The organism is Saccharospirillum sp. MSK14-1, from assembly GCF_003054965.1.
GTDB lineage: Bacteria > Pseudomonadota > Gammaproteobacteria > Pseudomonadales > Natronospirillaceae > Saccharospirillum.
This window is the reverse complement of record NZ_MIES01000026.1, coordinates 105,858-129,820: the sequence shown is the minus strand read 5'-3', so window position 1 is coordinate 129,820 and position 23,963 is coordinate 105,858. Positions and strand designations below refer to the sequence as shown.

At 55.1% G+C, this 23,963-nt stretch carries 21 protein-coding genes; 10 read left to right on the top strand and 11 right to left on the bottom strand.

The genetic code is table 11. From position 1 onward, the window contains the following. Nucleotides 1–44: 44 nt before the first annotated feature. On the top strand, nucleotides 45–503 hold the full coding sequence (locus tag BGP77_RS04465) for an EVE domain-containing protein (RefSeq protein ID WP_108163525.1): 459 nt from the start codon (nucleotides 45–47) through the stop codon (nucleotides 501–503). Here BGP77_RS04465 and BGP77_RS04460 read toward each other — a convergent pair. From BGP77_RS04460 to BGP77_RS04450, 3 genes are all read right to left on the bottom strand, one after another. Beyond that, the gene (locus BGP77_RS04460) at nucleotides 497–1,252 is read right to left on the bottom strand and encodes a YdcF family protein (RefSeq protein WP_108163524.1); all 756 of its coding nucleotides are present in this window, start codon (nucleotides 1,250–1,252) and stop codon (nucleotides 497–499) included. The two genes, BGP77_RS04465 and BGP77_RS04460, sit on opposite strands and share 7 nt — an antisense overlap. After that, a complete protein-coding gene (locus tag BGP77_RS04455) occupies nucleotides 1,249–2,703 on the bottom strand; it encodes an ATP-binding cassette domain-containing protein (protein WP_108163523.1) in 1,455 nt (484 codons plus the stop codon). The genes BGP77_RS04460 and BGP77_RS04455 overlap by 4 nt, the downstream gene beginning before the upstream one ends. A 93-nt stretch (nucleotides 2,704–2,796) precedes the next feature. Then, nucleotides 2,797–3,888 (bottom strand): GNAT family N-acetyltransferase/peptidase C39 family protein, encoded by a 1,092-nt coding sequence (locus tag BGP77_RS04450; protein WP_108163522.1) that lies wholly within the window; start codon nucleotides 3,886–3,888, stop codon nucleotides 2,797–2,799. A gap of 148 nt (nucleotides 3,889–4,036) precedes the next feature. Here BGP77_RS04450 and BGP77_RS04445 point away from each other — a divergent pair, with 148 nt between their 5' ends. Beyond that, nucleotides 4,037–5,482, top strand: coding sequence for a RimK family protein (locus BGP77_RS04445; RefSeq protein ID WP_108163521.1), 1,446 nt, complete (start codon nucleotides 4,037–4,039; stop codon nucleotides 5,480–5,482). Here the strand turns inward: BGP77_RS04445 and BGP77_RS04440 are convergent. From BGP77_RS04440 to BGP77_RS04430, 3 genes are all read right to left on the bottom strand, one after another. Continuing rightward, nucleotides 5,445–7,235, bottom strand: coding sequence for an ATP-binding protein (locus BGP77_RS04440; protein WP_108163520.1), 1,791 nt, complete (start codon nucleotides 7,233–7,235; stop codon nucleotides 5,445–5,447). The genes BGP77_RS04445 and BGP77_RS04440 overlap by 38 nt on opposite strands. 5 nt (nucleotides 7,236–7,240) lie before the next feature. After that, entirely contained in the window at nucleotides 7,241–7,666 is a 426-nt protein-coding gene (locus BGP77_RS04435; protein WP_158269270.1) for a molybdopterin-dependent oxidoreductase, read from the bottom strand. Nucleotides 7,667–7,778: 112 nt separating this feature from the next. Continuing rightward, nucleotides 7,779–8,294, bottom strand: coding sequence for a DNA-deoxyinosine glycosylase (locus tag BGP77_RS04430; RefSeq protein ID WP_108163518.1), 516 nt, complete (start codon nucleotides 8,292–8,294; stop codon nucleotides 7,779–7,781). Between the two features lie 159 nt (nucleotides 8,295–8,453). Here BGP77_RS04430 and BGP77_RS04425 point away from each other — a divergent pair, with 159 nt between their 5' ends. From BGP77_RS04425 to BGP77_RS18030, 3 genes are read left to right on the top strand one after another with little or no spacing between them, the layout of a single operon-like run. Then, complete coding sequence (locus BGP77_RS04425; protein ID WP_108163517.1) at nucleotides 8,454–9,953, top strand: carboxypeptidase M32; 1,500 nt, start codon at nucleotides 8,454–8,456, stop codon at nucleotides 9,951–9,953. Next, a complete protein-coding gene (locus BGP77_RS04420; RefSeq protein ID WP_199224195.1) occupies nucleotides 9,950–10,417 on the top strand; it encodes a GNAT family N-acetyltransferase in 468 nt (155 codons plus the stop codon). The genes BGP77_RS04425 and BGP77_RS04420 overlap by 4 nt, the downstream gene beginning before the upstream one ends. A gap of 40 nt (nucleotides 10,418–10,457) precedes the next feature. After that, a complete protein-coding gene (locus BGP77_RS18030; protein WP_158269269.1) occupies nucleotides 10,458–10,619 on the top strand; it encodes a hypothetical protein in 162 nt (53 codons plus the stop codon). 23 nt (nucleotides 10,620–10,642) lie between these two features. Here the strand turns inward: BGP77_RS18030 and BGP77_RS04415 are convergent, their stop codons facing one another. Together BGP77_RS04415 and uvrD are read right to left on the bottom strand one after the other, a co-directional pair. Further along, on the bottom strand, nucleotides 10,643–10,861 hold the full coding sequence (locus BGP77_RS04415; RefSeq protein ID WP_108163516.1) for a DUF6500 family protein: 219 nt from the start codon (nucleotides 10,859–10,861) through the stop codon (nucleotides 10,643–10,645). A 29-nt stretch (nucleotides 10,862–10,890) separates the two neighbouring features. Beyond that, nucleotides 10,891–13,056 (bottom strand): DNA helicase II, encoded by a 2,166-nt coding sequence (gene uvrD / locus BGP77_RS04410; protein WP_108163515.1) that lies wholly within the window; start codon nucleotides 13,054–13,056, stop codon nucleotides 10,891–10,893. A 416-nt stretch (nucleotides 13,057–13,472) separates the two neighbouring features. On the opposite strand from uvrD, the gene BGP77_RS04405 reads away from it, so the two are divergent. Continuing rightward, nucleotides 13,473–16,202: a bifunctional diguanylate cyclase/phosphodiesterase gene (locus BGP77_RS04405; RefSeq protein ID WP_158269268.1), complete on the top strand. Its 2,730-nt coding sequence runs from the start codon at nucleotides 13,473–13,475 to the stop codon at nucleotides 16,200–16,202. A gap of 256 nt (nucleotides 16,203–16,458) precedes the next feature. Then, entirely contained in the window at nucleotides 16,459–16,650 is a 192-nt protein-coding gene (locus BGP77_RS04400) for a PA3496 family putative envelope integrity protein (protein WP_108163513.1), read from the top strand. A 171-nt stretch (nucleotides 16,651–16,821) separates the two neighbouring features. Here the strand turns inward: BGP77_RS04400 and dctP are convergent, their stop codons facing one another. Next, nucleotides 16,822–17,718: a TRAP transporter substrate-binding protein DctP gene (dctP, locus tag BGP77_RS04395; RefSeq protein ID WP_108163512.1), complete on the bottom strand. Its 897-nt coding sequence runs from the start codon at nucleotides 17,716–17,718 to the stop codon at nucleotides 16,822–16,824. Nucleotides 17,719–18,239: 521 nt separating this feature from the next. Between dctP and BGP77_RS04390 the strand changes: the two genes are divergently transcribed. The 3 genes from BGP77_RS04390 to BGP77_RS18370 all read left to right on the top strand — a co-directional run bounded on the left by BGP77_RS04390 (nucleotide 18,240) and on the right by BGP77_RS18370 (nucleotide 19,696). After that, complete coding sequence (locus tag BGP77_RS04390) at nucleotides 18,240–18,887, top strand: hypothetical protein (protein WP_108163511.1); 648 nt, start codon at nucleotides 18,240–18,242, stop codon at nucleotides 18,885–18,887. Continuing rightward, nucleotides 18,878–19,231, top strand: a complete 354-nt coding sequence (locus BGP77_RS04385) for a methyl-accepting chemotaxis protein (RefSeq protein ID WP_370446825.1) — start codon at nucleotides 18,878–18,880, stop codon at nucleotides 19,229–19,231. The genes BGP77_RS04390 and BGP77_RS04385 overlap by 10 nt, the downstream gene beginning before the upstream one ends. 243 nt (nucleotides 19,232–19,474) lie before the next feature. Beyond that, nucleotides 19,475–19,696 (top strand): response regulator, encoded by a 222-nt coding sequence (locus tag BGP77_RS18370; protein ID WP_370446824.1) that lies wholly within the window; start codon nucleotides 19,475–19,477, stop codon nucleotides 19,694–19,696. Between the two features lie 176 nt (nucleotides 19,697–19,872). Here the strand turns inward: BGP77_RS18370 and BGP77_RS04375 are convergent, their stop codons facing one another. Beyond that, entirely contained in the window at nucleotides 19,873–21,795 is a 1,923-nt protein-coding gene (locus tag BGP77_RS04375) for a methyl-accepting chemotaxis protein (protein ID WP_108163509.1), read from the bottom strand. 536 nt (nucleotides 21,796–22,331) lie between these two features. After that, nucleotides 22,332–23,954 carry a methyl-accepting chemotaxis protein gene (locus tag BGP77_RS04370; protein ID WP_108163508.1) on the bottom strand — a complete coding sequence of 541 codons (1,623 nt, stop codon included), beginning with the start codon at nucleotides 23,952–23,954 and terminating at the stop codon, nucleotides 22,332–22,334. Nucleotides 23,955–23,963 lie beyond the last annotated feature (9 nt).

The following is a 23,963-nucleotide window of genomic DNA, read 5'->3' as shown; positions in this document are numbered from 1 at the left end:
AAAAGCAAATACAAAAATGAATCCACGGCACAAAGGAGAATGGAATGGCGAACTGGTTGGCAAAAACCGAGCCCGATGAGTTTTCACTGGACGACCTGGAAGCCCGTGGTAAGGCCGGTGAACCCTGGAATGGCATTCGTAACTATCAGGCTCGCAATCATCTGCGGGCCATGGTGCCGGGTGACCGGGTGCTGATCTATCACTCGGCCTGTGCTGAACCTGCGGTGGTGGGCGAAGCCGAAGTGATCAGTGAACCGCGGCCTGATCCCGATGCCCTTGACCCGGCATCACGTTATTACGACCCCAAAAGCAGTGCCGATAACCCACGCTGGACAGTGATAACGGTGGCGTTTCGTCAGCGGTGGCCTAAGCCGGTTCCGCTCAAACTGATCAAGCAAACACCGGAATTAGCGGAGATGGCGTTGCTGCGTCAGTCGCGATTATCGGTCAGTCCGGTGACGGATGAGCAGTGGTTGGTGTTGGAGCAACTGTCGGTTCAATAACCCAGGCGATAGACCAGCCAACCGAGGTATTCATGCAGCGCCAGCGTGGATTGGTTCAGTGCCGTGGCGGTTGGCACCCAGTTGAGCAGTCGCGATTCACTGCTGTTAAGCGGTGCGGTGGGTGCCGCAATAACCCTAAGACCGGCGTTTTCAAACGCCATTACGGCTCGCGGCATATGAAAGGCTTCGGTGATTAACAGCACGCTGTCGACATCGGCACGTCGCAGAATCTCGGCCGAATAGCGCGCGTTTTCGGCGGTGTTGCGGCTGCGACCTTCCAGCCAACGCACCGGCACGCGAAATTGTGTAACCAGTTCCGTGGCCATGATCTCGGCCAGCGTCAGTTGGCTGTGCGTCAGTACCCGCCCTCCTGAAACCAGCAGTGGCAAACCGGTCTGCCGTTGCGCAAAGGCTGCGTAGCGTAAGCGCACTAAGGTGTGCTCGCTGGCGCTGGGGCGATCAAACTCGGTGCCGTTCGGGTCGAGTCCGGCGGAAATGACGACAATGGCCTGGGCATTGCTGTCGGAAAGTTCGGTGGGAGTTAACAGCGGATGCTGCTGCTCCAGGCCATCGATCAACCAGGCGCTGAGGCGGGGTGTTGCCAATAGCCACAAGCTCACGGTTGAAAGGATGGCCAGGGCGCGGGCCAGTCGAGGCAATCGACGCCACAGTAGGATCGCCAGCAGCAAACCCAGTAATTGAGCCAGTGGCGGCAGCACCAGAAATTTCAGCAAGTAACGCAAGGTCATTCAATGGCCACCTGAAATAAAGCCGAGGGTTCGGTGTTGGCACTGAACCGCAAATGACGCTGAATCAGTGCCGGCTGTTCATCCTCACGATGGCTGACGAACAGCAAGGTGGTGGGTCCTGCATCGAGAATGCGTTCAACCGCCGCCAGCACCCGAAAACGATTCACATCATCCAATCCCTGTGTCGGCTCGTCCAGAATCAGCAGCGGCGGCTGTTTGATCAGCGCCCGGGCGATCAGCACCAGGCGTTGCTCGCCGGTCGACAGCCGCTTAAAGGCTTCGCCGGCCTTGTCACCCAGACCCAGCAGATCAAGCCACTGATGCGCTAACTGCGCTTCGTGGGCGCCGGTATCGCGATAAACACCGATGGAATCGGTGAGGCCAGACACCACGGCGGTGAGTGCATTACCCGCTACGCGGTAATCGCGATGCAGATGACCCGACACCAGGCCGAGGTGTTTTTTAATGTCCCAGATGCTTTCACCCCGGCCGCGCCGGTAACCGAATACGGTCAGGTCATTGGCGTAGCACTGTGGGTGGTCGCCACTGATGAGGTTGAGCAAGGTCGATTTACCACAGCCATTGGGGCCGTGAATCTGAGTGTGTTCGCCCGGTTGCAATCGCCAGTTCAACCCTTCGAACTGCACGCCGGTGGCGTACTCAACGCGGCCATTACTCAGTTCAACCAGTGGCTTGTCGCCCGGCCAGTCGGGCAACTGGAATTCGGATTGCCGCTCGGGCAGATCAATGGACTGGCGCGCCGAGAGTTCCAATGCTGCGGTCCAGTCCGGATGGTTCAAGACCGACGCCGCATCGCCTTGCAGTACCAGTCGACCGCGATCGAGCAGCGCCAGGTGGCTGGCCCAGGCTGGGACGTCCTGGCGTTGACCGATCAACATCATCAGCCACTGACCTTGGGCGGCGAGATCGCCCAGTACCTCGATCAAATCGAGTCGTGCCTGACGATCGAGCCCTTCAAAAGGTTCGTCGAGTAGCAGTAAATCGGGCGCGTCGAGCACCGCCCGCGCCAACATAACTTTGCGGCCTTCACCACTGCTCAGCAGCCGGTAACCGCGATTGAGTAAGGGCGCGAGTTTCAGTAAATCGACCAGGCGTTGGTGCTCGTCGTTCCAGGGGCGGATTTCTTCGAGCAGTTCGCGCACGGACGTGCCGGGATCAAGATGATCGGTAAAGTCGGTTTCATCGCGGTAGAGTTCGCGCTCATACAGCGCCTGCTGATTTTCCAGCGATAACCAGTGCACGCGCGGCGGCCGGTCATGAAGTTGCCCCTTGGCGATGGGAAGGTCGTTGCACAGCAATCGCGCCAGCGCACTTTTGCCACTGCCATTGCCGCCGAGAATCACCCAGCTCTGCAGCGGTGCTAATTGCCATTGATCCAGATAAAGACTCGGCCCGTGACGAGGGTGAACTTCAAGATGCTCAAACTGCATGGCGTTACCTGACAACTCGACAATAGGATTCAACGCACGTTAAGCGTGGCGGCCACCGGGATCAACGGCGGTTTCGCCAAGAAGCTGTTGCGTTTAACGCCGCCGAACCATAACGCTGGCGCGATAACGTTGCTGACCGTAACGCGTCAGTGCATTCAGCTCGTCCAGTCGAACCGGCATAAACAGATTGTCCAGATCGCGCCGGTCGTATTCTTCGTCGGTGTCCGGGTCGTTCAGATAGGCGTGATCGTCATCCATGCTGACCAGCCAAACCCAATGCGGCGCCTTGTTGCGGTTTAAACGCCAGGTACTGATGAGCACCAGTAACGCCCAGCCCTCATCCAGCAGGCGGCGAATGTCGGGCAAGGTCAGTTGTTTTACCGCCAGCTCTACCTGCAATTGCGCGCATTCGTTAATAAACGACTCGTGCACCAGCGTCATGACATCACGCTTGTGAGCCGAACGGACCGACGACAGAAATGGCACATCCAGATGGCTGGCCCAGACGGCCACTTCAAAACCCCGCCGGGCCGCAGCGGCGGCCAAACCAAAGGGTGAGGTACCACCGAGGCCGGTGGTCATATAAACGGTTGTCGCTTCACGCCACAGCTGGATTTCTTCGTTGCGGTCCAGCGGCCGTCCGTGGTCCTGATGATGCAATGCCATCATCAGGGCCGCCGGGCCACAGGTGAACGGCGTTGTCTGACTGAAAAAGGGCAGATTCTCGGGTTGCGGATGCGCCGGATGCAGGCGCTTTTCCAGGCACAGCGCATCGCCACCGTCTTCGTAGTAGCCCGCGCGTTTGCCAATGATTTTGTAGCCCTGACTCTGGTACAGATGGATCGCGGCCGCGTTATCAGTGCGCACTTCCAGGCGGATAAACCGACGCTCGGCCACTTCGGCCGCCTGCTCCAGCTGCGCCATTAATTGCCGGCCCAATCCTTGACCCTGAGCACGCGGCGACACCGCCAAAGAATACAGCCGTGCCAGGCTGGTGCCTTTGTGGCACAGCAGCAAGCCATAACCGAGTACCTCACCGTCGTGCTCGGCGAGACGAAAGATCGGCGAGCTGCGTTTTAGAAAACGACGCATCGAACGCGGGCTGATGCGATCGCTGTCGAAGCAATCCAGTTCCAGCTGGTTCAGAACGTCCAGATCGGCCGGGACAGCGGGCCTGAAATGCATGGCTGAGTCTCAAAAAAGGTGGCGGCAAAACGACCCGCGGGTGGGCGTTTATCGGGTTGAAAAATCCACTGCAAAGAGCGTTGTGTTTTTTCGCAAATCGACAACACTATAGTCGCCCGTTTCGGGTCTTACACAAAGGATTTTTCGCGTGACGCGACTGAGCATCATCGTCGACCAGACTGCCGACTGGAAGGCCTATCACCCCACTGAAGATTTGCGTTCTGCCCAGGCCTATCTGGACGGTGCCGACCTGGAACCCCAACGGGTGATTAACCTGTGTCGGTCGTACAAATACATGAGCCGGGGTTACTACGTTTCGCTGCTGGCGGAAGCGCGCGGCCATAAAGTGATTCCCTCGGTGAAGGCGCTGACCGACTTGTCACAACCGGCGGTGTACGGTGTCTTTGATCAGGCCATCAACAAGGCGCTGGATAAGGTTGCCGGTGATGCCACCAAACTCAATTGGCGCATCTATTTTGGCGAAACGCAGCAAGAAGCGTTAGCCGATGTCTCGCGGCAGTTGTTTGAGCGGTTTCCGTTGCCCATTCTGGAAGTGCGCTTTCACAAAAAAAGTGACTGGCAATTGGCGTCGGTACGAGCGGTGGGCCTGAATAAACTGGGTGAAGATGAAGAGGGATTTTTCGCCGACAGCCTGGAACGGTTTTCCAAGAAGATCTGGCGCGCACCCAGAGCCAAACGCAATTACCGTTACGATCTGGCGATCTTAGTCAACAAAGACGAAGCGCTGCCACCGAGCGATAAAGCCGCGTTGCGTAAATTTGAGCGAGCGGCCAAACGCCAGGGCATGGAAGTCGATTTTATCCAGCCGAGCGATTATTTCCGTTTGGCCGAATACGATGCGCTGTTTATTCGCGAAACCACCAACGTCAATCATCATACGTATCGTTTTTCACGCAAAGCGGCGCATGAAGGCATGGTGGTGATGGATGATCCGGATTCGATTTTGCGCTGCACCAATAAGATTTATTTGTCGGACCTGATTCATAACCGGCGTTTGCCGGCACCGGCGAGCCGTGCGATCAGCCAAGTGAATGGCAACGTCTTGGGTGAGCTGGAGGCAGATCTGGGTTATCCCATGGTGTTAAAGATTCCCGATGGGTCGTTTTCTCGCGGTGTGATCAAGGTGAACGATGCCGACGGTTTAAAGCAAACCGCCGCCGATTTGTTATCGCAAAGCGCCATCATTCTGGCTCAGGCTTACGTGCCGACCGACTACGACTGGCGCATCGGTGTGCTCGGTGGTCGCGCTATTTATGCGTGCCGCTATTTTATGGCCAAGGGTCACTGGCAAATTTATAACCACGCGGCCAAGCCCAGTCAGCAAAGCGGTGGCTTTGAAACGTTGCCGACGCATGAAGTACCGCGCGCGGTATTAAAGGCCGCGCTGGATGTGGCCAGTGCCTTTGGTGATGGTTTGTATGGCGTCGATTTAAAACAGAAAGGCGACGACGTTTACATCATCGAAGTAAACGACAACCCATCCATCGACAGCGGCGTGGAAGATGCCTGGGCGGGTGATGGGTTGTACGACGCCATTATGGAGACGTTTCGTCAACGGCTGGATCGGCGCTGATGGTAGCGTCTTTCAGGTAAGGTGATACCACGTTTTCGAGGTTACGCAGCCGGTAAGGTTTGGACAGGAAGTCGACCATGCCGGCGTTCAAACAGTCCTGACGCGAATCCAGTGTCGCGTTGGCGGTCAAAGCAATGATGGGAATTTCAATGCCGTCTCGCTGTAGCTGCCGAGCCACTTCTAGCCCATCCAGTTCCGGCATCTGTACGTCCATTAAGATCAGGTCGTAGGGTGTCTGTTGAACCATCTCAAGCGCCTGGCGACCGTTATTGGCAATGTCCGACTGGACACCCAGTTTTTCCAGCATACGCCGAGCGATAACCTGGTTGATGGCGTTGTCTTCGGCCACCAGCACACGACCACTCAAGGCGTGATCAGCGGGGTTTTTCACCACAGGCACAGGCTCGGTCTTAACGGTGACCGGTGCGCGTTCCAATGGCAGGCACAGGGTGAATTCGCTGCCTCGGCCGACCTGGCTTTCCAGTTCCATGCTGCCGCCCATTAACTCCGCTAACTGTCGGCAGATGGCAAGCCCCAATCCGGTGCCGCCGGCGTGGCGTTGTTCGGGGCCACTGGCCTGGTTAAAAGGTTTGAACAGACGGTGACGCTGGTCTGGCGGAATGCCAATGCCGCTGTCGTTGACCGACAATCGTACCCAGAGCTGACCGTCGTCGGGCTCTTCTACGGATAACACAACGCGGATGCGACCGCGGTCCGTAAACTTGATGGCGTTGCCCACCAGGTTGAGCAAAATCTGACGGATCTTGGCATCGTCACCGTGCACCCACAGATGGTCCGGTTGGGCGTGCTGAAAACTCAGCGCCAGATTTTTGGTTTGTGCCTGCGCCATAAAAACCGCAATCGAATGAGTCACCAGTTCGATCAGATCGAAGCGAGTTATATCGACTTGATGCTGGCCTGATTCCAGGCGGCTGTAATCCAATACGTCATTAATTTGCGCCAGTAGTGCGTCAGACGATTGATGCAGTGTGTCGATCAGGTTGTCGTATTCGGCTTTATCGTGCGCCTGTTCCAGCAACTGAATGGTGCCGATGATGCCGTTCAGCGGTGTCCGTATTTCATGGCTCATACGCGCCAGGAAGTTGGACTGTGCTTGGCGCGATCGCTCTGCCGCCATGCGCAGGCGACGCGTACGCAACAACGCAATTAACATGGCCAGCATCGCCAAGGTGCCGAGCGTGCCCAGCAGAATCAACACATCGCGAATCTGGTAATAAGTGGCCTGGACGTTATCGCTGCGTTGTACTGCGCGGATATAACCACTTTCATAAAGACGGAAAACGCCAAACTGGAAGTTATCAATCCACTGCGCCAACTGGCTATCGAGCATTTGAGCGTCGGCCAGCGACATTCGATACACCTCATCCTGATGCGCTTCCAAATACGCCATGATGGTGGCGACTTTTTGGTAGAGCTCAGGATCAACCCGATTGGTGTATTCGCCGGTGCTGCCTTCGTTCAATAAGGCGGCGCGGCTCCAGAAGATCTCGGTATTCAGTAAGGCGCGTTGACGGTGTTCGTCGTTGGGTGCGGCAAGGTATAAATCCAACGAACCGCCCATGCGTTCCATCTCTACTTGCAGGCGGGAAATATGCCAGGGTCTTTCGTCGCGTAATTGCTCATCGAAGCGATCAATTTCCTGAGAAATGTTCACCACTAAAGCGCACAGCCAGATCAGCAGTACCAGAAACGCCAGTGCCCAGAGCACGAGAAATCCATAGCGTTTCATCATCGCCACTACTCCACCGGTTCCAGACGTTGCAGTTGCCAGATGGACCAGGAGCGCACTTCACGGTTGAGTAATTCGGGTTTGTCGGACCAGGGGAACACCAGCCAAAAGGGGCCTTTGTCGCGAACTCGCATGGGTCGGCCGTCCATCTGAACCGCGATAAAAGCGCCTTCTTCGATCGCGGTCGCTACAGAAATGACGACGGAATACCCGTTCAGTGCGCTGGCGAGCAATTGCTCGGCTCTGATATCGGCATCGTCCAGCACGGTCGCCAGATGGGCGCCTTCAAACTGCAACAGACCATCGGTCCAGGGGGTTTCGGTTTCGAGGATGGTGTCGTCGAGCGCCAGCAGATCGGTCTGGGTGTAGCGCACGCTGTGGGCATCACGGCCAATGACCAAGTCATAGCCAAACGCCTGACTGACCAGCAGCAAACCACCTATCCCAAGGTGAAACAGAGATCGAACCGTCCTTTCCAAGCGCATATCCGTGGGCCCGGGGTGCGAAACAATCGCTTACAATAAAGGAATGCGGCGCCAGGGCCAATTAGCCGAACAAATAAAGTTTTACCACCGACCAATCGGCAAATTTTTCATCCAGCGTTAAACGGGCGTGCGCCGGACTGGTGGATGGCAGTCGAATGAGTGGTAAGGCCGCGAAATCCGGCGCCAGGGCAGGAATGACGTACTTGCGATAGCTGTCGAACGCTTTGGCGCCGTTACAAAAAACCGCCCTAGTTTGTGGCTGGCGTTCAAACCATCCGGCAAAGTCGTTGGGCACAATGGAGGATTCAACGATGTCGGAATCCAGGCTCGAGGTGCGCGTACAGGCGGCCAAAACGTCCCACACGCCAACGCCGCTGGCTGCTATGTGCGCCACTTTTTGTGCGTACGATGCGGCGGCATCGAATCCCAGCAACCGCGCCCAAATGGGCCAAAACGCATTGCGTGGGTGCGCGTAATACTGTTGCGCTCGTAACGACGCTTTTCCGGGCATGGAGCCGAGGACGAGGACTTTTGCCTGGGTCGGTTCGATGGGTGCAAAGCTTTGGATGGTGGACATTGTGTTCCGGGAGACGCTGAACGGGAGACGGAAGACGCAGGTTAGCGGAAGCAGAGCACGATTGGCAGTCAATGGGGTTTGGCATCTCCCGTCAAGCGTCTCCCTCTAACCCTTGCCTCTTGTTAGACTTAACCACTCCACCGCAACCGGTCCGTCATCATGTCCTACACCACCCTCGTAAAAACCTTTCATCGTCTCGCTCAATTGGAACATGCCCAGGCCATGCTGGGTTGGGATCAAGCGGTGATGATGCCGCCCGGTGGTAACTCGGCACGGGGTAAGGCCATGGCCGAATTAAGTGTGATGAGCACCGAAATTCTGCAGGACCCAAGCCTGGCCGATGCGTTCAGCGCGGCTGAAAACGAAGCGGAATTAAACGATTGGCAGCGCGCCAATTTGCGCGAGATGACCGTGCAGTGGAAACAGGCCTTAGCGGTGCCGAAAGAACTGGTAGAAGCACAGGCGTTAGCCAGCAACGAATGTGAACACGCCTGGCGCACATTGCGCCCGGAAAACAACTGGACCGATTTTGAGCCGATGCTGCAAAAGGTGTTTGATCTGGCCAAAGAATCTGCTCAGGCCTTAAAGGCGGCGCTGGCCGACGAGCGCGGCTACGCCAACGACTATGACGCCTTGATCGATCTGTACGACCCGGGCACGCGGATGGCGCGGATCGACCCGGTGTTCGACGAACTCAAAGCCACCTTACCGGGCTTGCTGCAAAACATCCTCGAACGACAGAACAGCCAACCCAAACCCATGTTGCCAACCGGGCCGTTCGCTATCGAAAAACAGGATGCACTGGCACGTGACCTGATGGACAAACTCGGTTTCGATTTTAACGCGGGTCGCCTTGATCAAACCGCCCACCCGTTCAGCGGAGGTGTGCCGGAAGATGCCCGAATCACGACGCGTTACGACGAAAATAATGTCATTGAAGGTCTGATGGGTGTGATCCACGAAACCGGTCACGCCCGTTATGAAATGGGTCGCCCCAAAGACTGGCTCAGCCAACCTGTGGGTCAGGCGATGGGCATGGGCGTGCACGAAAGCCAGAGTCTGTTCTTTGAAATGCAGCTGGGTCGTTCACGTCCCTTTATCGAAGCCCTGTCACCGCTGTTGCGCAAACACCTCGGTGTCGATCCGGCTTTTGAGCCCGATAACCTGCATGCGCTGTACAGCCAGGTTAACCCAGGTCTGATTCGCGTGAATGCCGATGAAGTGACCTACCCCATGCACGTGATTCTGCGTTACGAACTCGAACGCGACCTCATATTGGGCAACGCCAGCGTTAGTGACATTCCCGAGCGCTGGAACATCGCCATGGATAAATACCTGGGCCTGGATACGCGCGGTAACTACAAAGACGGCCCGATGCAGGACATCCACTGGACCATGGGCGCGGTGGGTTATTTCCCGTCCTACACCCTGGGCGCGATGAACGCGGCGCAATTACACCAGGCGATGATCAAGCAGGTCCCGAGTGCTGCCGATGGCATCAGTCACTGGCAGTTGCAGCCCATCTTTAATTGGCTGGAGCAAAACGTCTGGTCGCAAGGTCGTTTTTGGAGTTATGACGACTTGTTGAAAAATGCCAGTGGTGAAACCCTGAATTCACACTACTTTATCGACCATTTGAAAACGAGGTACCTGGCTTGAGCGATGTTATTTTCAGAGAAGCATTGCACGATGACAAAACCGCTTTGCTTAAGTTAGAGCAATCGCTGATTGAAGCCGAACGTCCTTTTAATGCGTCGCTGAAACCAGTTGGCGCTTACTACTACGACCTCGATCATTTAATTGAAGATGTACAGACCCAGCTGCTGGTGGCTGAAGCGGACGGTGAGGTCATTGCTTCGGGTTATGTGCAGGTTCGCCGATCCAAAGCCGCGCTGAATCATGATCAGCACGGTTACCTCGGATTTATGTTTGTTGCTGAAAATTATCGCGGCCAAGGTTTGAATAAACAGATCATGCAGCGACTGATCGATTGGGGCAAAGATCAGGACGTCAGTGCTTTTTATCTCGATGTTTATTCGCAGAATGCGTCGGCCATTCGGGCTTATGAAAAGCTGGGCTTTGCTCCTACTTTGATGGAAATGCAGTTGAATCTCGAAAACTGATGTTGATGGCTAAGTGTAATTGCTAAGGGAGACTACATGGATGTCGGCAGTAATTCGTGAAGCCAGGCGTTCAGATGCCAAGCCTATTTCTGAGTTAATGCAGCAACTTGGCTACTATAACATCCAGCCCTCACCGAGATTGAAATACAAAGGCAAGTTACTAAAAGACATCTATGAAGCTTATTACTCGGAAGGTGAGTAATTCAGTGCGGAGGGAGGCAGGCTTCAGTTATCTGCCAATATCATCTTTTTAATCTTCACCGCCTTTTCAAAATGGTCCAGCTCGTGCGTCTTGATCCACCAGGTGGCTGCTTCCATCAGTAAGTTGGGGTCGTTATTTTTGTTGGCAAAGAATGCATAAAACGACAACCCAACGTTATCGCCTTTGGTGGCGATTTTCTGGTCGCAAACCTGGATAATTTTTTCACGAAGGGAAGCGCGCATTCAGTTTTTTCCAGTCGATAAAAACAACATTAAATCACCTCTAACTTCGCATACTGCATCATCAGCCAGCGCTCGCTGCCGTCATCAAAGGCAACTTGCACGCGCGCCTGGGCACCACCACCTTCAGCGTTGATCAAGGTACCTTCACCAAACATCGGGTGCAGTACGCGCTGGCCCAAACTGAAGCCACCGGCGTCCATCGCCATATCTTCCTGCAAACCAAAACTGACCGGTCGTGATACCGATGAACGCAGTCGTACTTCGTTCATCAGTTCCGCGGGAATTTCTTTGATAAAACGCGATACCGAATTGAATTGTTCTGAGCCATACAGGCGTCGGCTTTCGGCGTAAGTCAGGGTCAGGTTTTTGCGCGCGCGGGTGATACCGACATACGCCAGACGGCGTTCTTCCTGCAAACCGCTGGCGTCGTCCATCGACATCTTATGCGGGAATAAGCCTTCTTCCATACCGACCAGAAAGACCTGCTCGAATTCCAGACCTTTGGCTGAGTGCAGCGTCATTAAGTTTACGCTGTCTTCGAATTCATCGGCCTGGCGGTCACCGGCATCCAGCGAGGCTTCGCCTAAAAATTGCGCCAGTAGTTGTATGGGTGTCTCGGCGTCATCATCACCGGCAAAACTTTGGGCAGCGGTGACCAGTTCCTGCAGGTTTTCGATGCGCGCCCGGCCCTTTTCGCCTTTTTCTTTTTCGTGATGTTCGATCAGGCCAGAGGCGTCGTTGATTTTCTCGACCATCTTGCCCAGTTCGTCTTGCTCGCTGATCAGCGCTTCGAGATCGGCGATCAGCAACATGAAATCACTTAGGGCATTGGCCGCGCGGGTGGGCAGCACTTTGTTTTCAATGGCGTTGGCGCTGGCTTCCCATAAAGAACAGCCTTGGTCGCGCGCGATGATGCGAATGGCTTCGACCGTTTTACCGCCGATACCGCGCGTCGGCACGTTGTGAATGCGTTCGAAGGCGGCGTCGTCCTGACGGTTCAGCACCATGCGCAGGTAGGCAATGCTGTTGCGAATTTCCAACCGTTCGTAGAAACGTTGGCCGCCGTAAATGCGGTAGGGAATTTGACTGTGAATCAGCGCTTCTTCCAACACCCGGCTTTGGGCATTGGAGCGATAGAGCATGGCGATGTCATTGGCATTGGTGCCGCCGTCGATCAGCCTACTGATTTCGTCGGCCACATAACGCGCTTCGTCTTGCTCATTAAAGGCGGCATAGAGTCGAATCGGGTCGCCTTTGTCGCCGTCGGTCCAGAGGCTTTTACCCAGGCGAGCCGGGTTGCGGGCGATAACGGCGTTGGCAGCATCGAGAATGGTCGAGGTGGAGCGGTAGTTTTGCTCCAGCCGCACAATGTGCGTGCCGGGAAAGTCGTGCTCGAAGGTTTGAATGGTTTCGACGCGAGCGCCACGCCAGCCGTAAATGGACTGATCGTCGTCGCCGACGATGGTGAGGCTTAAGCGCTCGCCAGCCAAAACGCGCAGCCAGGCGTACTGAATGGTGTTGATGTCCTGAAATTCGTCCACCAACAAATGAGTAAAGCGTTGTTGGTAGTGCGCCAGAATGTGTGGTTGGTTCAGCCACAACTCATGAGCGCGCAGCAGCAGTTCGCCGAAGTCGACCAGGCCGGAGCGTTCGCATAACTCTTCATAGGCGCCGTAGATTTGTACCAGCGTATCGCCGAACCAGTCGCCGCTGCTTTGGGTATAGCGGGCGCGAATGCCTTCGTCTTTTTGACGGTTGATATAACCCTGAGCCTGCTTGGGCGGTACGCGGTCGTCGGGAATGCCCAGCTCGGTCATCACCCGTTTCACCAGTCGCAGCTGGTCGTCGCTGTCCATCACCTGAAAGTTTTCTGGCAGCCCGGCATCGACGGTGTGGGCTTTCAATAGCCGATGCGCCAAACCGTGAAAGGTACCCAACCACAAACCGGTGCTCGGCGCTTCGAGTAACTCTTCGACTCGGCCACGCATTTCGCGCGCCGCTTTGTTGGTGAAGGTGACCGACAGGACGGAATAAGGCGACGCGAGCCCGGCGGCAATCAGCCAGGCAATGCGATGGGTCAGCACCCGTGTCTTACCACTGCCCGCACCGGCGAGCACCAGCAAATGCTGGGCGTCGCTTTCCACGGCCTGGCGTTGTTCGGGATTCAGTTGGTCGAGCAAGGTGTTCAGATCCATCGGCAAACAGCTGTACATAAAAACAGGTGAAGCAGTGTACCAGAAGCGATGGCTGGCTGTAGAAGGTGGATGACTAAAAATCGAGTCAAATGGCCACTGGCCACCGCAAAATACCACGTAGATTCAAACGAATATTCAAACGATAGAGGATTAGCCTAGCGGCCTCTGGGTGATACAGAGCTATGAAAGGCTATGAACAAGTTGATCTGGAGCCGCCGTTGCGGGGTGAGTGTCGAGGTTGCGGAGGTGGAACGATGATGAAACGGCGTTCCTTTTCACCGCTGACCGGGCGTTCATTTAAAAATACAAAAAAACCGGGCACGAAGCCGCCTTTGGCCGGTAATCCCGAGAATGTGCACTATACTGATGATGGTCATTCTCAATTCGGCACCCTCCCGGTCCCTGGCGAAGTATTCATGCACCAGCCCCAAGACACGCTGCGGTTTTTGCGCCAAACATTGTTGTTGCGCTACAGCTTGCTGCTCTGGGTCAGTTCCCTGCTGCTGGCGATTGTCTGTCTGTGGATGCGCCAGACGCTGTTCTCCAACTATGAACTGCCATTGATAACGACGTTAACGCTGGGTGGCGTGGCGTTCTCTTATTGGGGCGGTCAGCATTTAAAAATGCGCCCTGGCTGGCGGCCCGATGTCTGGATTGCGACGCTTGCCGGTGCTCATGGCATTTATTGGGGCGTTCAGGCGAGCATGGGTGGCCTGTGCCATACACTGGGCATTGCTTATGCTGTGTTGGCCTGTATTGCGCTGATTCCACAGTGGCGCAGCCAGTTGATGGCGTGCCTGCCCGTGCTGTTGATCCCGGCTCTGTCCGATCCAGGATTGTCGCAAAAAACCTTATTCGAACTGCATTTACCCTTAATGATGCTGATTCTGCTGGCGTCTTGGCAGGCCAGTAACATGGCGTATCGTAACCTGGAAAGTTTGATTGACCGCCGGCGCTTGACCACGCAGCTTTCGCGTCATCGCGATCAGTTGGAGAGCATTGTCGGCCGCCGCACGGCTGAGTTGGAAGCGATCAACCAACGTCTGAACGATGAAGTGAGTTTGCGCCAGCAGGTCAACCAGACGCTGCTGAAAAGCGAAGAGCAGATGAACATGGCGATGGCCGCCAGCGGTATCGGTTTCTGGGACTGGGACATCAGCGGCCGACGTGTGTATCACTCCGATCAGCAGCGGTTTTTTGGTCAGGTGACCGATGCGGTGGATTACATCGACCTGGAATCCTGGGTCGACGCCGCGGATCGCGCCTTGGTGCGGCGGGCGTTGCGCGCTCATCTCAAAGGTCGCACGCGTTTTTATCACGCGCGCTATCGATTGCACCGCCCCGATGCCGACCGGCCGATCTGGCTGGAAGACAGCGGCCGCGTTATCTCGCGTGATGATCAGGGCCGGCCTCAACGAATGGTGGGTACGCGCCGTGATATCTCCAAAGACATGCGCTTGCAAGAAGAGTTGCGGCTGTCGTCTTCCTTGTTCAATAACAGCCCGGATGGCGTGTTTATTCTCGACAGCGATCAGCGTCTGCGCACCTGTAACCGAGTGTTCAGTCAGGTCTTGGGCCGCCAGAAGAGCCAGTTGGTCGGCCATGGTTTGTTCGATGTGATTCGCACTGAACAACGCAATCGTATTGCTCAAGGCATGACCAATAACGGTCGCTGGCAGGGTGAAATTGTGGCCTTGCGCGATGGTCATCATCGCTTTCCGATGCGCCTGACCTTAACAGCCATTCGCAGTACAGAAGGTCGCACCAGCCATTATCTGGGCATTGTCCGCGATCTGACCGAGCAACAACACACGGCGCTGGAACTCGATTACCTGAATAACTATGACAAGCTGACCGGCCTGTTCAATCGCGCCTACTTCCACCAGCTGCTCAAGCAGTTTGAAAGTCATGAACCGCTGATGTCGAATCAGTACGCGGTGGCGGTACTGAACCTGGATCGTTTTAAGGCCATTAACGAAAGCCTGGGTCAGGACATCGGTGACCAGCTGTTGCGCGATGTCTCTGCGCGTCTGAACAATCTTCAGGATCCGGTTCGCTCGGTGGCTCGTCTGGGTGGCGATGAATTTGCCTTGTTGTTGGATTACGGCGGTGATCGTCAGGCGCTCGATTCTGCGTTGCTGATGGCGCTCGAAGAAGTCAGTCGGCCCAGTCTGATTGAAGAGCACGAGCTGATCATTACCGCCAGCCTCGGCGTCTGTCTGGTGCATCGTGACAATTTGCATCAGCTGCTTAACCAAGCGATCACGGCAATGGGGCAGGCACGCCAGCGCGGCGGCAACACGCTCTTGTTCTACCGGCAGGCGTTAAGCGACCGGCCCGCTGAGCGGCGTAAGCTGGTGGAAGAACTGAGCAAGGCGGCAACCAGTGACCAACTCCGAGTCGATTACCAACCCAAGCTCAACCTGAAAACCGGCATGATCGATTCGGTCGAAGCCTTGGTGCGTTGGCAGCATCCCAAGCGCGGCCCGATTGATCCGGAAGACTTTATTCCTCTGGCCATTGATGCCGGTCTGATTGGTCAGATCAGCGATGCGGTGCTGCAACGGGCTTGTGTGGATGCGGCCCGCTGGCAGCGACAAGGCCTCGGTGACATCACCGTGTCAGTGAACCTCTCCGCCAGTCAGGTGTACCGCGAAGATCTTTATGATCGCGTCGCCAATGCGCTCAAACAAGCCAGCCTAGAAGCGCGTTATCTGGAACTGGAAGTGACCGAATCCATGCTGATGGAAGACGCCAATCACGCTCAGGATTTTCTGAATCAGCTGCGCACCCTGGGCGTGGGCTTAACGCTGGATGATTTCGGTACGGGCTATACCTCGCTCAATTACCTGAAGCGATTCCCGATTCAGACGTTGAAAATCGACCGCTCCTTTATCCAGGAGTGGCGTCAGGGTGAAAGCAGCCCGGTGATCGAAGCCATCATGGCGATGGCCGACAGCCTGAAAATGGGCGTTGTGGCCGAAGGCGTGGAAAGCCGGGAGCAACTGAACTATTTAAAACGTCTGGGCTGTGGCCACGCTCAGGGCTATTTGATCAGCCGCCCCTTGCCCGCCGATGAGATGTTTACCCTCATTCGCCACGCCAACTTGCCTCAGGTGTTCGACAACACCGATCGGGTGCATTGAATCGCGCCAATCCACCCGGGATGCCCACGCACATGGGTACTCTGGCTGAGAACCTTTCTCGCATGGGCACATATCCTGCTTATATTTTGTCATCCGGTCGTCGTTGCAGCGAACGTGAACGGTCTTAGGCGTTCACAGTTTTGCCACAGCGGCGGTCTAAAATGCGTTTTTCCAGTCAGGCACCAGGCAGGAGCCTGGCGTCGATAAACCAAAAAAGAACAAGAAACGGCAGTCGCCATTTAAAGGAGCTGATCTCATGTCTGTGAATCTGTTTGATTTGGAACTGGCTAATATCGAAGACAATCAACTGCACAAGCCGGCGGATACCAGCGAAAATAAGCGTTCCACCAATCATCGTCGATTGGCGGCGCGTCGCGCGATTGAAGATCATCTGGAGCAAAACCGCTTGCGCAAAGATCTGGATGACTTGGATCTGGAACTGTTCTGATCGGTCGTTCAGACCGTAAAAAGGCGCCTAAGGGCGCCTTTTTTTATGAAAGTCAGGCTGTTACACAAGCTCACACCCGGGTGTTACCAAGCGTTACCCAACCACCGTGGTTGGGCTTTTAACACCAAGCGGTTCGAGTTGAGCGGACAGAAACGACACCTGTTTCCGGCATCATGGCATTGGCAGCTGCTGGCGTAAGTCGCGTAAGTCAGTTGGCGCGAAGGAAACGGGCGTGAGCAGACTGAGCAAGGCGGTTCGGGCCGACGCATTGGACTGGCGCATCTGCGCATCCAGTTCACGGGCCCAGCGCTCAAGGCGACTGAACAGCGCCTGGCGCTGATCGTCCGTTAGCCGTGTCAGAGCGCGTTCGGGCAAGATCAGCATGCCCCAGGTATAGACCACCGGTTGGTCGGTCAGGTAGTCCAAACGGCTGTGCCAATTCAACGTTAGGGCGGCCGCTGGTGGTGCAATGAGGGCATTAATTGCACCGGTTTCGAGCGCTGCCAGTACGTCACCTACTCCCAGCACCGCAAAATCGATGTCCACACGATGGCTTAGGTCGCGCACCGTCGGCGTATCCGGCAACCAGAGTTTGCTGGACTGTAAACCCGCCATGCCATCGACGGGGCGTTGCGACATCAGATAGGCAAACCCCCCATCGAGAGGCCCGAAGCCTTGCCAGCCTGCTTGCTGCAATTGTGCTCTGATGCGGGCATCAAACTGCACGCGGGCGTCATCTACAGCCGTCAGTGAATCGAATTGGAAGGGCTGACTGATGCCGTCGGCGGGTACATCCAGCAACGCCAGTGTACTGCTCGATACCAGCGCGCCATGCAATTGACCAACCCGAATCTTACGCATCACAGTCGGATCGTTGCCCATAACCCCACTGGGATAGAGCTTAAGTTCGACCTCGCCACCGGTGGCGTCGGACAGATCGTTGGCCAAGGCAGCCAGGCTGGTGACGGCCAGTGAGCCAGGCGGATATTGCGTGGCGATTTTCAGTTCAACGGCCTGCGCCGTTGTCAGGGCACCAAACGCTAAAAGGGAAACCAGCAAGCGTCGCATAAGGACTCCATGCAAAAAGATGACAGCCTAAAGCGGGCGTATTGCAAAGCTGTTGCAGCCAGGTAAGTCAGCGCCTCAGTCGACGATGCGGGTTGAATAGAAAGTGCGTGGTGGTTTTCGTTCGCTGTTCGTTAAAACACCATCATTGTTGGAATGAAATGCGCGTTTCGAACAGCGATTTTGCGTCAAAAATCAGTCGAAATTGAGCCGCTTTTTTACCTGAAAAAGCATTCTTTACAACTGGTTTATATGAGCTTTTTTGCAAGTACGGAGCATTGTTTTTGTTGCTGTGCTGATCATTGATCAAAACATACAGTCGATACGAACAGAGGTCGTAGACGGCTCTCAGATCATTAGCATTCAACGATGGTCTGTCACTGTTTGACGGAGTCTATTGATGGCTGACGCCTAAACAATTTCTGCGGAATGGTAGTAGATATCGACGTCATTTCAATCTCCAAAAATCGTTCATTTTTGGTTAGCGGTTTTCTCTTTGAAAGTCGACTCAAGGATCAGGGTAGATGCCTGTATTGGAAAAAATAAAGTCGTCTATTAACAGTAAGATTAGGCTCTATTGGCTGATCGGCACGTTGGGCAACATGTTGTTAGGTTTTGGTCTAGGCGGGTTTTTCTGGCCTTATGCAACGCCTAATGGCTTTTTATTTTTGGTGTTGTTGGCGGGTGTGGCAGCCAACGTTTGGGTGATGCGCAGAAATCGGCAATACCAACAGCAACAAATTGAGTTTAGCCGCGATGAAATTCTTCGAGAACAGCGCCGTGAAGAACGCAAAGAGCATTCTGAAAAAGTATTGTTGGCGCTGCAACAAACATTGCCGTTAGTTGAAACGCAACTGATCAAAGTACGCAGTGATATGGAATCATCGGTGTCGGTGTTAACCGAGCGTTTTCAATACATGAACAACATACTCAGTATGGGCGGTAACCGCAGCGATAATACCAATATTCTGAAGTCGTTGGGTGACATTGATCAGTTCGCTCAGCAAGTAAAGATTTCCATGGATGAACTGTGGGAAACGTTGGCTCAGTCAGAGCAGGTTGAAGCGGAGTCACAGCTTAAGGTCAATGCGTTATCCGGTGAATTATCGCAACTAGAGACGGCGACTGAGGCTGTTGAAAAATCGCCGAGAAAATCAATTTATTGGCATTGAATGCGGCCATCGAGTCAGCACGCGCAGGTGAAGCCGGTCGTGGGTTTGCGGTTGTAGCAGATGAGGTGAGAAAGCTCGCATCGGAGTCGTCACAGACCGGTGAGGAAATTCGTAAAACGGTGGGTGGTTTTCACGAAGTGATTAATCAGGCGCAGAACAGCGTTGCTGAATCACAGCGGTTATCGGATGAGGTACATCGTAAAAGTGAAGGTGCGATCGATACAGCACTGAGTGACCTTAGCCGTTATTCGCAATCGGTAAAATCGGATGTTCAGGCGCTGATCGAGAGTCAAAAAGACATTGAATCGATTGCCAGTGACTTGATCATTCATTTGCAATTTTAAGACCGCGTTAGTCAAACATTGGATCATCTCACTCAGTTATTGCAGGTAGCTGCAACTGCAATTCGAGAACGCGATGAGCCCTTATCGATCATTCCGGATTTGGTGGAGATTATGAAGTCGTTAGCTACGACGGATATGGAAAGGGTTACGCTTGGTCTGCAAGCGGAAAAAAGCAGCAATAAATCGAACGATGATACTTCAGACTTGACGTTTTTTTAGAAAACTTTATGTCAAAAAAATATTTTGGTAGTTGATGATTCGGCATCCATTCGGCAAGTGGTGGTGTCGCTTAAAAGCCAAGGCTATAACGTCGTAGTAGCCAAAGACGGTGCTGATGCCTTAACAAAGTTAGATGGCACGTCTTTCCAGTTGGTGATTACCGATGTCAATATGCCGAACATGGACGGCATTACATTGCTGAAGGAAATCAAACAGAAGCCGGGTCATGCTCAGTCCCGATCTTGATGTTAACCACAGAGTCGGGCGATGACATGAAGCAGGCCGGCCGTGCGGCAGGCGCCAAAGCCTGGTTAGTGAAACCCTTTAATCCAGAGACGTTAGTCGCGGCAGTGGCCAAACTGACGTAGCGCGTGTCGACCCTTCCTAAGAGAATAACCCTCAGTCCCTGAGGGTACTCACACTTACACCTTATAGTGCGCTAATTGCTGTTGCAGACCTTCTGCCAGACGAATCATGGTTTCGCTGGCGCTGCGGGTCTGGTTGGCCTGGTTGGCGGTGTCCTGAGCGTTGCCGTGGATGCGCTCTAAGGTGGCATTGATGTCTTCGGCCACTCGACTTTGCTCTTCGGCCGCACTGGCGATATCAGCGTTGCGTTCGGTGATGCTGCCGACCGCCTGCCGAACTTGATTGATGGTCGAGCCTGACTCCTCAGCTTTGGTCGACAGATTACCGGCCAACTCCTGGGTGGAACTCATCATGCGCGCCGTTGCCTTGGCACCGTTCTGCAGCTGCTCGATCTGACTGCGAATGGAGTCGATGGAATCCTGAGTGCGATTGGCGAGCATGCGAACTTCATCGGCAACCACCGCGAAGCCGCGACCTTGTTCACCGGCGCGGGCGGCTTCGATGGCCGCATTGAGCGCCAACAAGTTGGTTTGTTCGGCGATGCCGTGAATGACTTCCAGGACACCGCTGATGGCGTCGCTGTGCTGATCGAGTTCAACGACGGCCTGAGCGCAGTCGGCAATGGTTTTGGCTTGTTGTTCGATGATCTGGATGGTTTCTTGCACCAGGTCATGACCACTGTGCGCTTGAGCGTCAGCCGAGCGGGCGGCAGTTTCTGCGGCACCCGCGCTTTCGGCGACATTCTGAGCGGTCATCGACATTTCATGCATCGAGGTGGCGACCTGTTCGGTATCGGCGGTTTGACGACTGATCGACTGGCTGGATTGTTCTGCCACGGTGCGCAGGCCTTGGGCCGCATTGAGCACTTCGGTTGATGACTGGCCGACACTGCGGATGGTGTCCTGTACCTTGCTCAGCAGCTTATCGAAACCCTGGGCCATCTGGCCGAATTCATCTCGGCTGTTGGCATTAAAGCGCGCCGTCAGATCACCTTCACCTTCGGCGATGTCGTTCACCAAACGAATCATGCGGTGCATCGGGCGGGTTACGACCGTCGACAACAACAGGTTGATGGCCACGATCAAAATGGCTCCAATGACGATGATGGCGCCTGCGATCAGCAACGAATCCGACACAATGATGCTGCTCAATTCTTGGCGTGAATAGGCCGAGACGACTTTGTAGCCCCAGGGATCAAAAGCGGTTTCGGTAAAGTCCCAATGGTCGTCATTGCCATTCAGGGCCGACTCTACGGTGGCGGTATCGATGTTGGCAGAGTGCATGCGTAACCGACCTTTGTCATCGATGAGCGCGGTAAATCCGTTGTCCAGCACTGTCGCCTCAGCGATGGCATTTTCCAAGATGCTCATATCGGCGGAATAACCCACGTACCAGATACCAACCACCTCACTGCGGGCGTTGAACATGGGGGCGTAGCCGGTCAAATAGGGTTTACCGAGAATATCGACCTGGCCATAAAACGCCTGGCCGGATTCAATGGCACGGAATGCCGCGCCGCCAGGAGTCAGAATGGTGCCAGTGGCTCGTTTGCCCTGATTCTGAACGTTGGTGGAAACCCGGACGTAGTTTTCGCCGTCGAACACAAACAGCGTTGCGGTACCGCCCATATCGGCCGTCAGCTCGTCGACCAGTTCATAGCGATTGGCCTGTGGGTTGGTGCCTAACCACAGTTGCGGCACAGCACGTTCACCGACCTGAGTGTTACCGGTCAGTCGTGGCGTGCCGACCGCCTGTCCTCGTTTGATGAATACCGCCATGCTGCTGCGCACACGATCCATCATGATGGAATCGGTGATCGACAACAGTCGTACCATCCGGCCGCCAGCCTGGGCGGCCTGGTTTTCTGCGGTTTGAGTCAACTCGTGGTTGCGCGAAATGACGGTAAAAATGGCAGTGATGGCAATGACCAGAGAGATCATCAGCGTGACCGCTAATGAGAACTTTTTTCTGACAGACATAAGGGTCTGCTCCTTGTTAAATAACAGCCAATAAAGGCGCGCGCCGGTCAGTGACAGACCCGCGAATCGCGTCGTTCAATACATCTGTGCTGGGGCGTATAAGAGATCACAAACCATAGCGAGCAGGGGAAACGGAACGGCAGTGATTCAATCAACATCAGCCTTATTAGTTGGCCGTTATTGCTTATTTAGACGTTGCTTATATGGCTGTCAAACGCTGACCACTGCTCGATTTTCAGGCAAATTTGAATGGGTTTTATTTACCCGCTGACGGGATGTTTTACGCTGTGAGTCTTGTGCGTTTCGGCGTCATGAAATGGCTTTGGAATGCGGGTTTCAACGCATCGTTCAATGATCGTTAAACGGTTCAGAAAACGCGCTCTTAAACGTTCTTGCGTTGGGACGCTTGGTCTTAATGGTTTGCTTTGCAAAGGTGGAATTTTGAGCTGGGTCTGGAGGCGACGACGATGATGGTTCTTCGCGTGTGCAGCGAATGGCCATCATCGTGTTAGAACACGGACAGGACGCCGTGGCGGTTAGACTTTAAATCGCGCCACCAAGTCGTTCATGGTGGCGGCCAGGTGTGCGAGGTCGTCGCTGGAGGTCTGGACTTGCGCGGATCCTTGCGCGGTTTCGTTGCTCAGATCACGCAGCGTGACCAGGTTACGATCCACTTCTTTGGCGACCGAAGCCTGTTGCTCGGCGGCGCTGGCGGAGGCCATGTTGCGGTCGTTGATATCGCTGATCAAGGTGGCGATGGTCGACAAGGCGTCAGCTGCTTCGCGTCCGCTGGTCAGCGTCAGGCTGGCTTGTTCATTGTTGCTGCGCATGGCGCCGACGGCGGTCTCGGTACCGCTTTGCACCGCTTCAATGATGGTTTCGATTTCGGCAATGGAATCGGCCGTGCGCTGTGCCAGACCTCGTACTTCTTCGGCCACCACGGCAAAGCCACGGCCATGCTCTCCGGCTCGGGCCGCTTCAATGGCCGCATTCAATGCCAAAAGATTGGTCTGGTCGGCGATTTCACCGATGACTTCCAGTACCGAGCCGACATCGGTCACCCGTGTCGCCAGGCTTTCCATGCTCTGGGCATTGTTTTGCACACTGGTGACCAGCTCTTCAATGGCGCTGAGCGTGGCGTCTACTTTGCCCAAGCCGAAGCGAGTGCGTTCGTCCGCCTGCTTTGACTGGTCCGCTGTGCTGGTGGCGTTACCCGCAACTTCTTCGATGGCCGCGGTGAGTTCTGTGACCGCGGTGGCGGCCTGTTCAATTTCTTCGGATTGACGCTGGGCACTGTCATTGGCTTCGTTGGTGATGTTGCTCAGCGATTCGGAAGCACTACTCAGCTGGGTTGATGAGCTGGACAGGCTGGCCAGGGTGTCGCGCAGGTTACTCTGCATGCGTGACAGAGCCTGCATCAGTTCGGTGGCTTCGTCATGGCCATGCGGGTGGATATTGCTGGTTAAATCGTTGGCGGCGATGTGGTTGGCGACCAGCACCGCTTCACGCAGAGGCAGAGTGACAGAACGCGTAAGGCGCCAGGACAACAGCAGTATCAGAACGGCGATGCCGCCGAGTAGGCCCAGTGTGGTCAGACGGGTATGACGGTAATCCCGATCGGCCAGGCCGGCCATGGCGGCGATGCGCGTTTTTTGCTCGTCAATGATGGTGTGAATGCGCTCGTCGATGGCGGCGGCCAATGGCGCTGCGTCTTCATCGAGCATGTCGCGGGCACCGATGTTGTCGAAGCCGGCGACCATTTCCCAAACGCGATCGTTCAGTTGCCAATAGGTTTCCAGGTCGGCTTCGATGTCTGCCAGCGTTGCCTGGGCGGCGTCGGTTTGCACCAGCTCGGCGTAGTTGGCCTTAGCTTGGTTCAGATCTTCGCGGGCTTGATCGAGTTTGGTGCGAAACAGCTCACGCTGGGTGGAGGTTAACGCGGACATCAGGTTCGCTGTCTGAGTGCGCACCTGCATAAAAGCGTTGTTGAGGTTGCTGACGGCAATCAGGGTCGGCACGTTTTGGGCATCGATCAACGCAATCTCGTGGTTGAGTTTGCTCAGCCGTTGCAGGCCGTAGAGCCCCAAACCAAACAACAAGACCAGCGTCGTACCCAGCACCAGCGTCAGCCGTAATCCAATGTTGATTCTACGCAGCATGCGATTTCT

Excerpts from the sequence above, each read along its gene's own strand:
- BGP77_RS04465 (WP_108163525.1), top strand. The coding sequence starts at position 45 with ATGGCGAACTGGTTGGCAAAAACCGAGCCCGATGAGTTTTCACTGGAC.
- BGP77_RS04460 (WP_108163524.1), bottom strand. The coding sequence starts at position 1,252 with ATGACCTTGCGTTACTTGCTGAAATTTCTGGTGCTGCCGCCACTGGCT.
- BGP77_RS04455 (WP_108163523.1), bottom strand. The coding sequence starts at position 2,703 with ATGCAGTTTGAGCATCTTGAAGTTCACCCTCGTCACGGGCCGAGTCTT.
- BGP77_RS04450 (WP_108163522.1), bottom strand. The coding sequence starts at position 3,888 with ATGCATTTCAGGCCCGCTGTCCCGGCCGATCTGGACGTTCTGAACCAG.
- BGP77_RS04440 (WP_108163520.1), bottom strand. The coding sequence starts at position 7,235 with ATGATGAAACGCTATGGATTTCTCGTGCTCTGGGCACTGGCGTTTCTG.
- BGP77_RS04430 (WP_108163518.1), bottom strand. The coding sequence starts at position 8,294 with ATGTCCACCATCCAAAGCTTTGCACCCATCGAACCGACCCAGGCAAAA.
- BGP77_RS04425 (WP_108163517.1), top strand. The coding sequence starts at position 8,454 with ATGTCCTACACCACCCTCGTAAAAACCTTTCATCGTCTCGCTCAATTG.
- BGP77_RS18030 (WP_158269269.1), top strand. The coding sequence starts at position 10,458 with ATGTCGGCAGTAATTCGTGAAGCCAGGCGTTCAGATGCCAAGCCTATT.
- BGP77_RS04415 (WP_108163516.1), bottom strand. The coding sequence starts at position 10,861 with ATGCGCGCTTCCCTTCGTGAAAAAATTATCCAGGTTTGCGACCAGAAA.
- uvrD (WP_108163515.1), bottom strand. The coding sequence starts at position 13,056 with ATGGATCTGAACACCTTGCTCGACCAACTGAATCCCGAACAACGCCAG.
- BGP77_RS04405 (WP_158269268.1), top strand. The coding sequence starts at position 13,473 with ATGCACCAGCCCCAAGACACGCTGCGGTTTTTGCGCCAAACATTGTTG.
- BGP77_RS04400 (WP_108163513.1), top strand. The coding sequence starts at position 16,459 with ATGTCTGTGAATCTGTTTGATTTGGAACTGGCTAATATCGAAGACAAT.
- dctP (WP_108163512.1), bottom strand. The coding sequence starts at position 17,718 with ATGCGACGCTTGCTGGTTTCCCTTTTAGCGTTTGGTGCCCTGACAACG.
- BGP77_RS04390 (WP_108163511.1), top strand. The coding sequence starts at position 18,240 with ATGCCTGTATTGGAAAAAATAAAGTCGTCTATTAACAGTAAGATTAGG.
- BGP77_RS04375 (WP_108163509.1), bottom strand. The coding sequence starts at position 21,795 with ATGTCTGTCAGAAAAAAGTTCTCATTAGCGGTCACGCTGATGATCTCT.
- BGP77_RS04370 (WP_108163508.1), bottom strand. The coding sequence starts at position 23,954 with ATGCTGCGTAGAATCAACATTGGATTACGGCTGACGCTGGTGCTGGGT.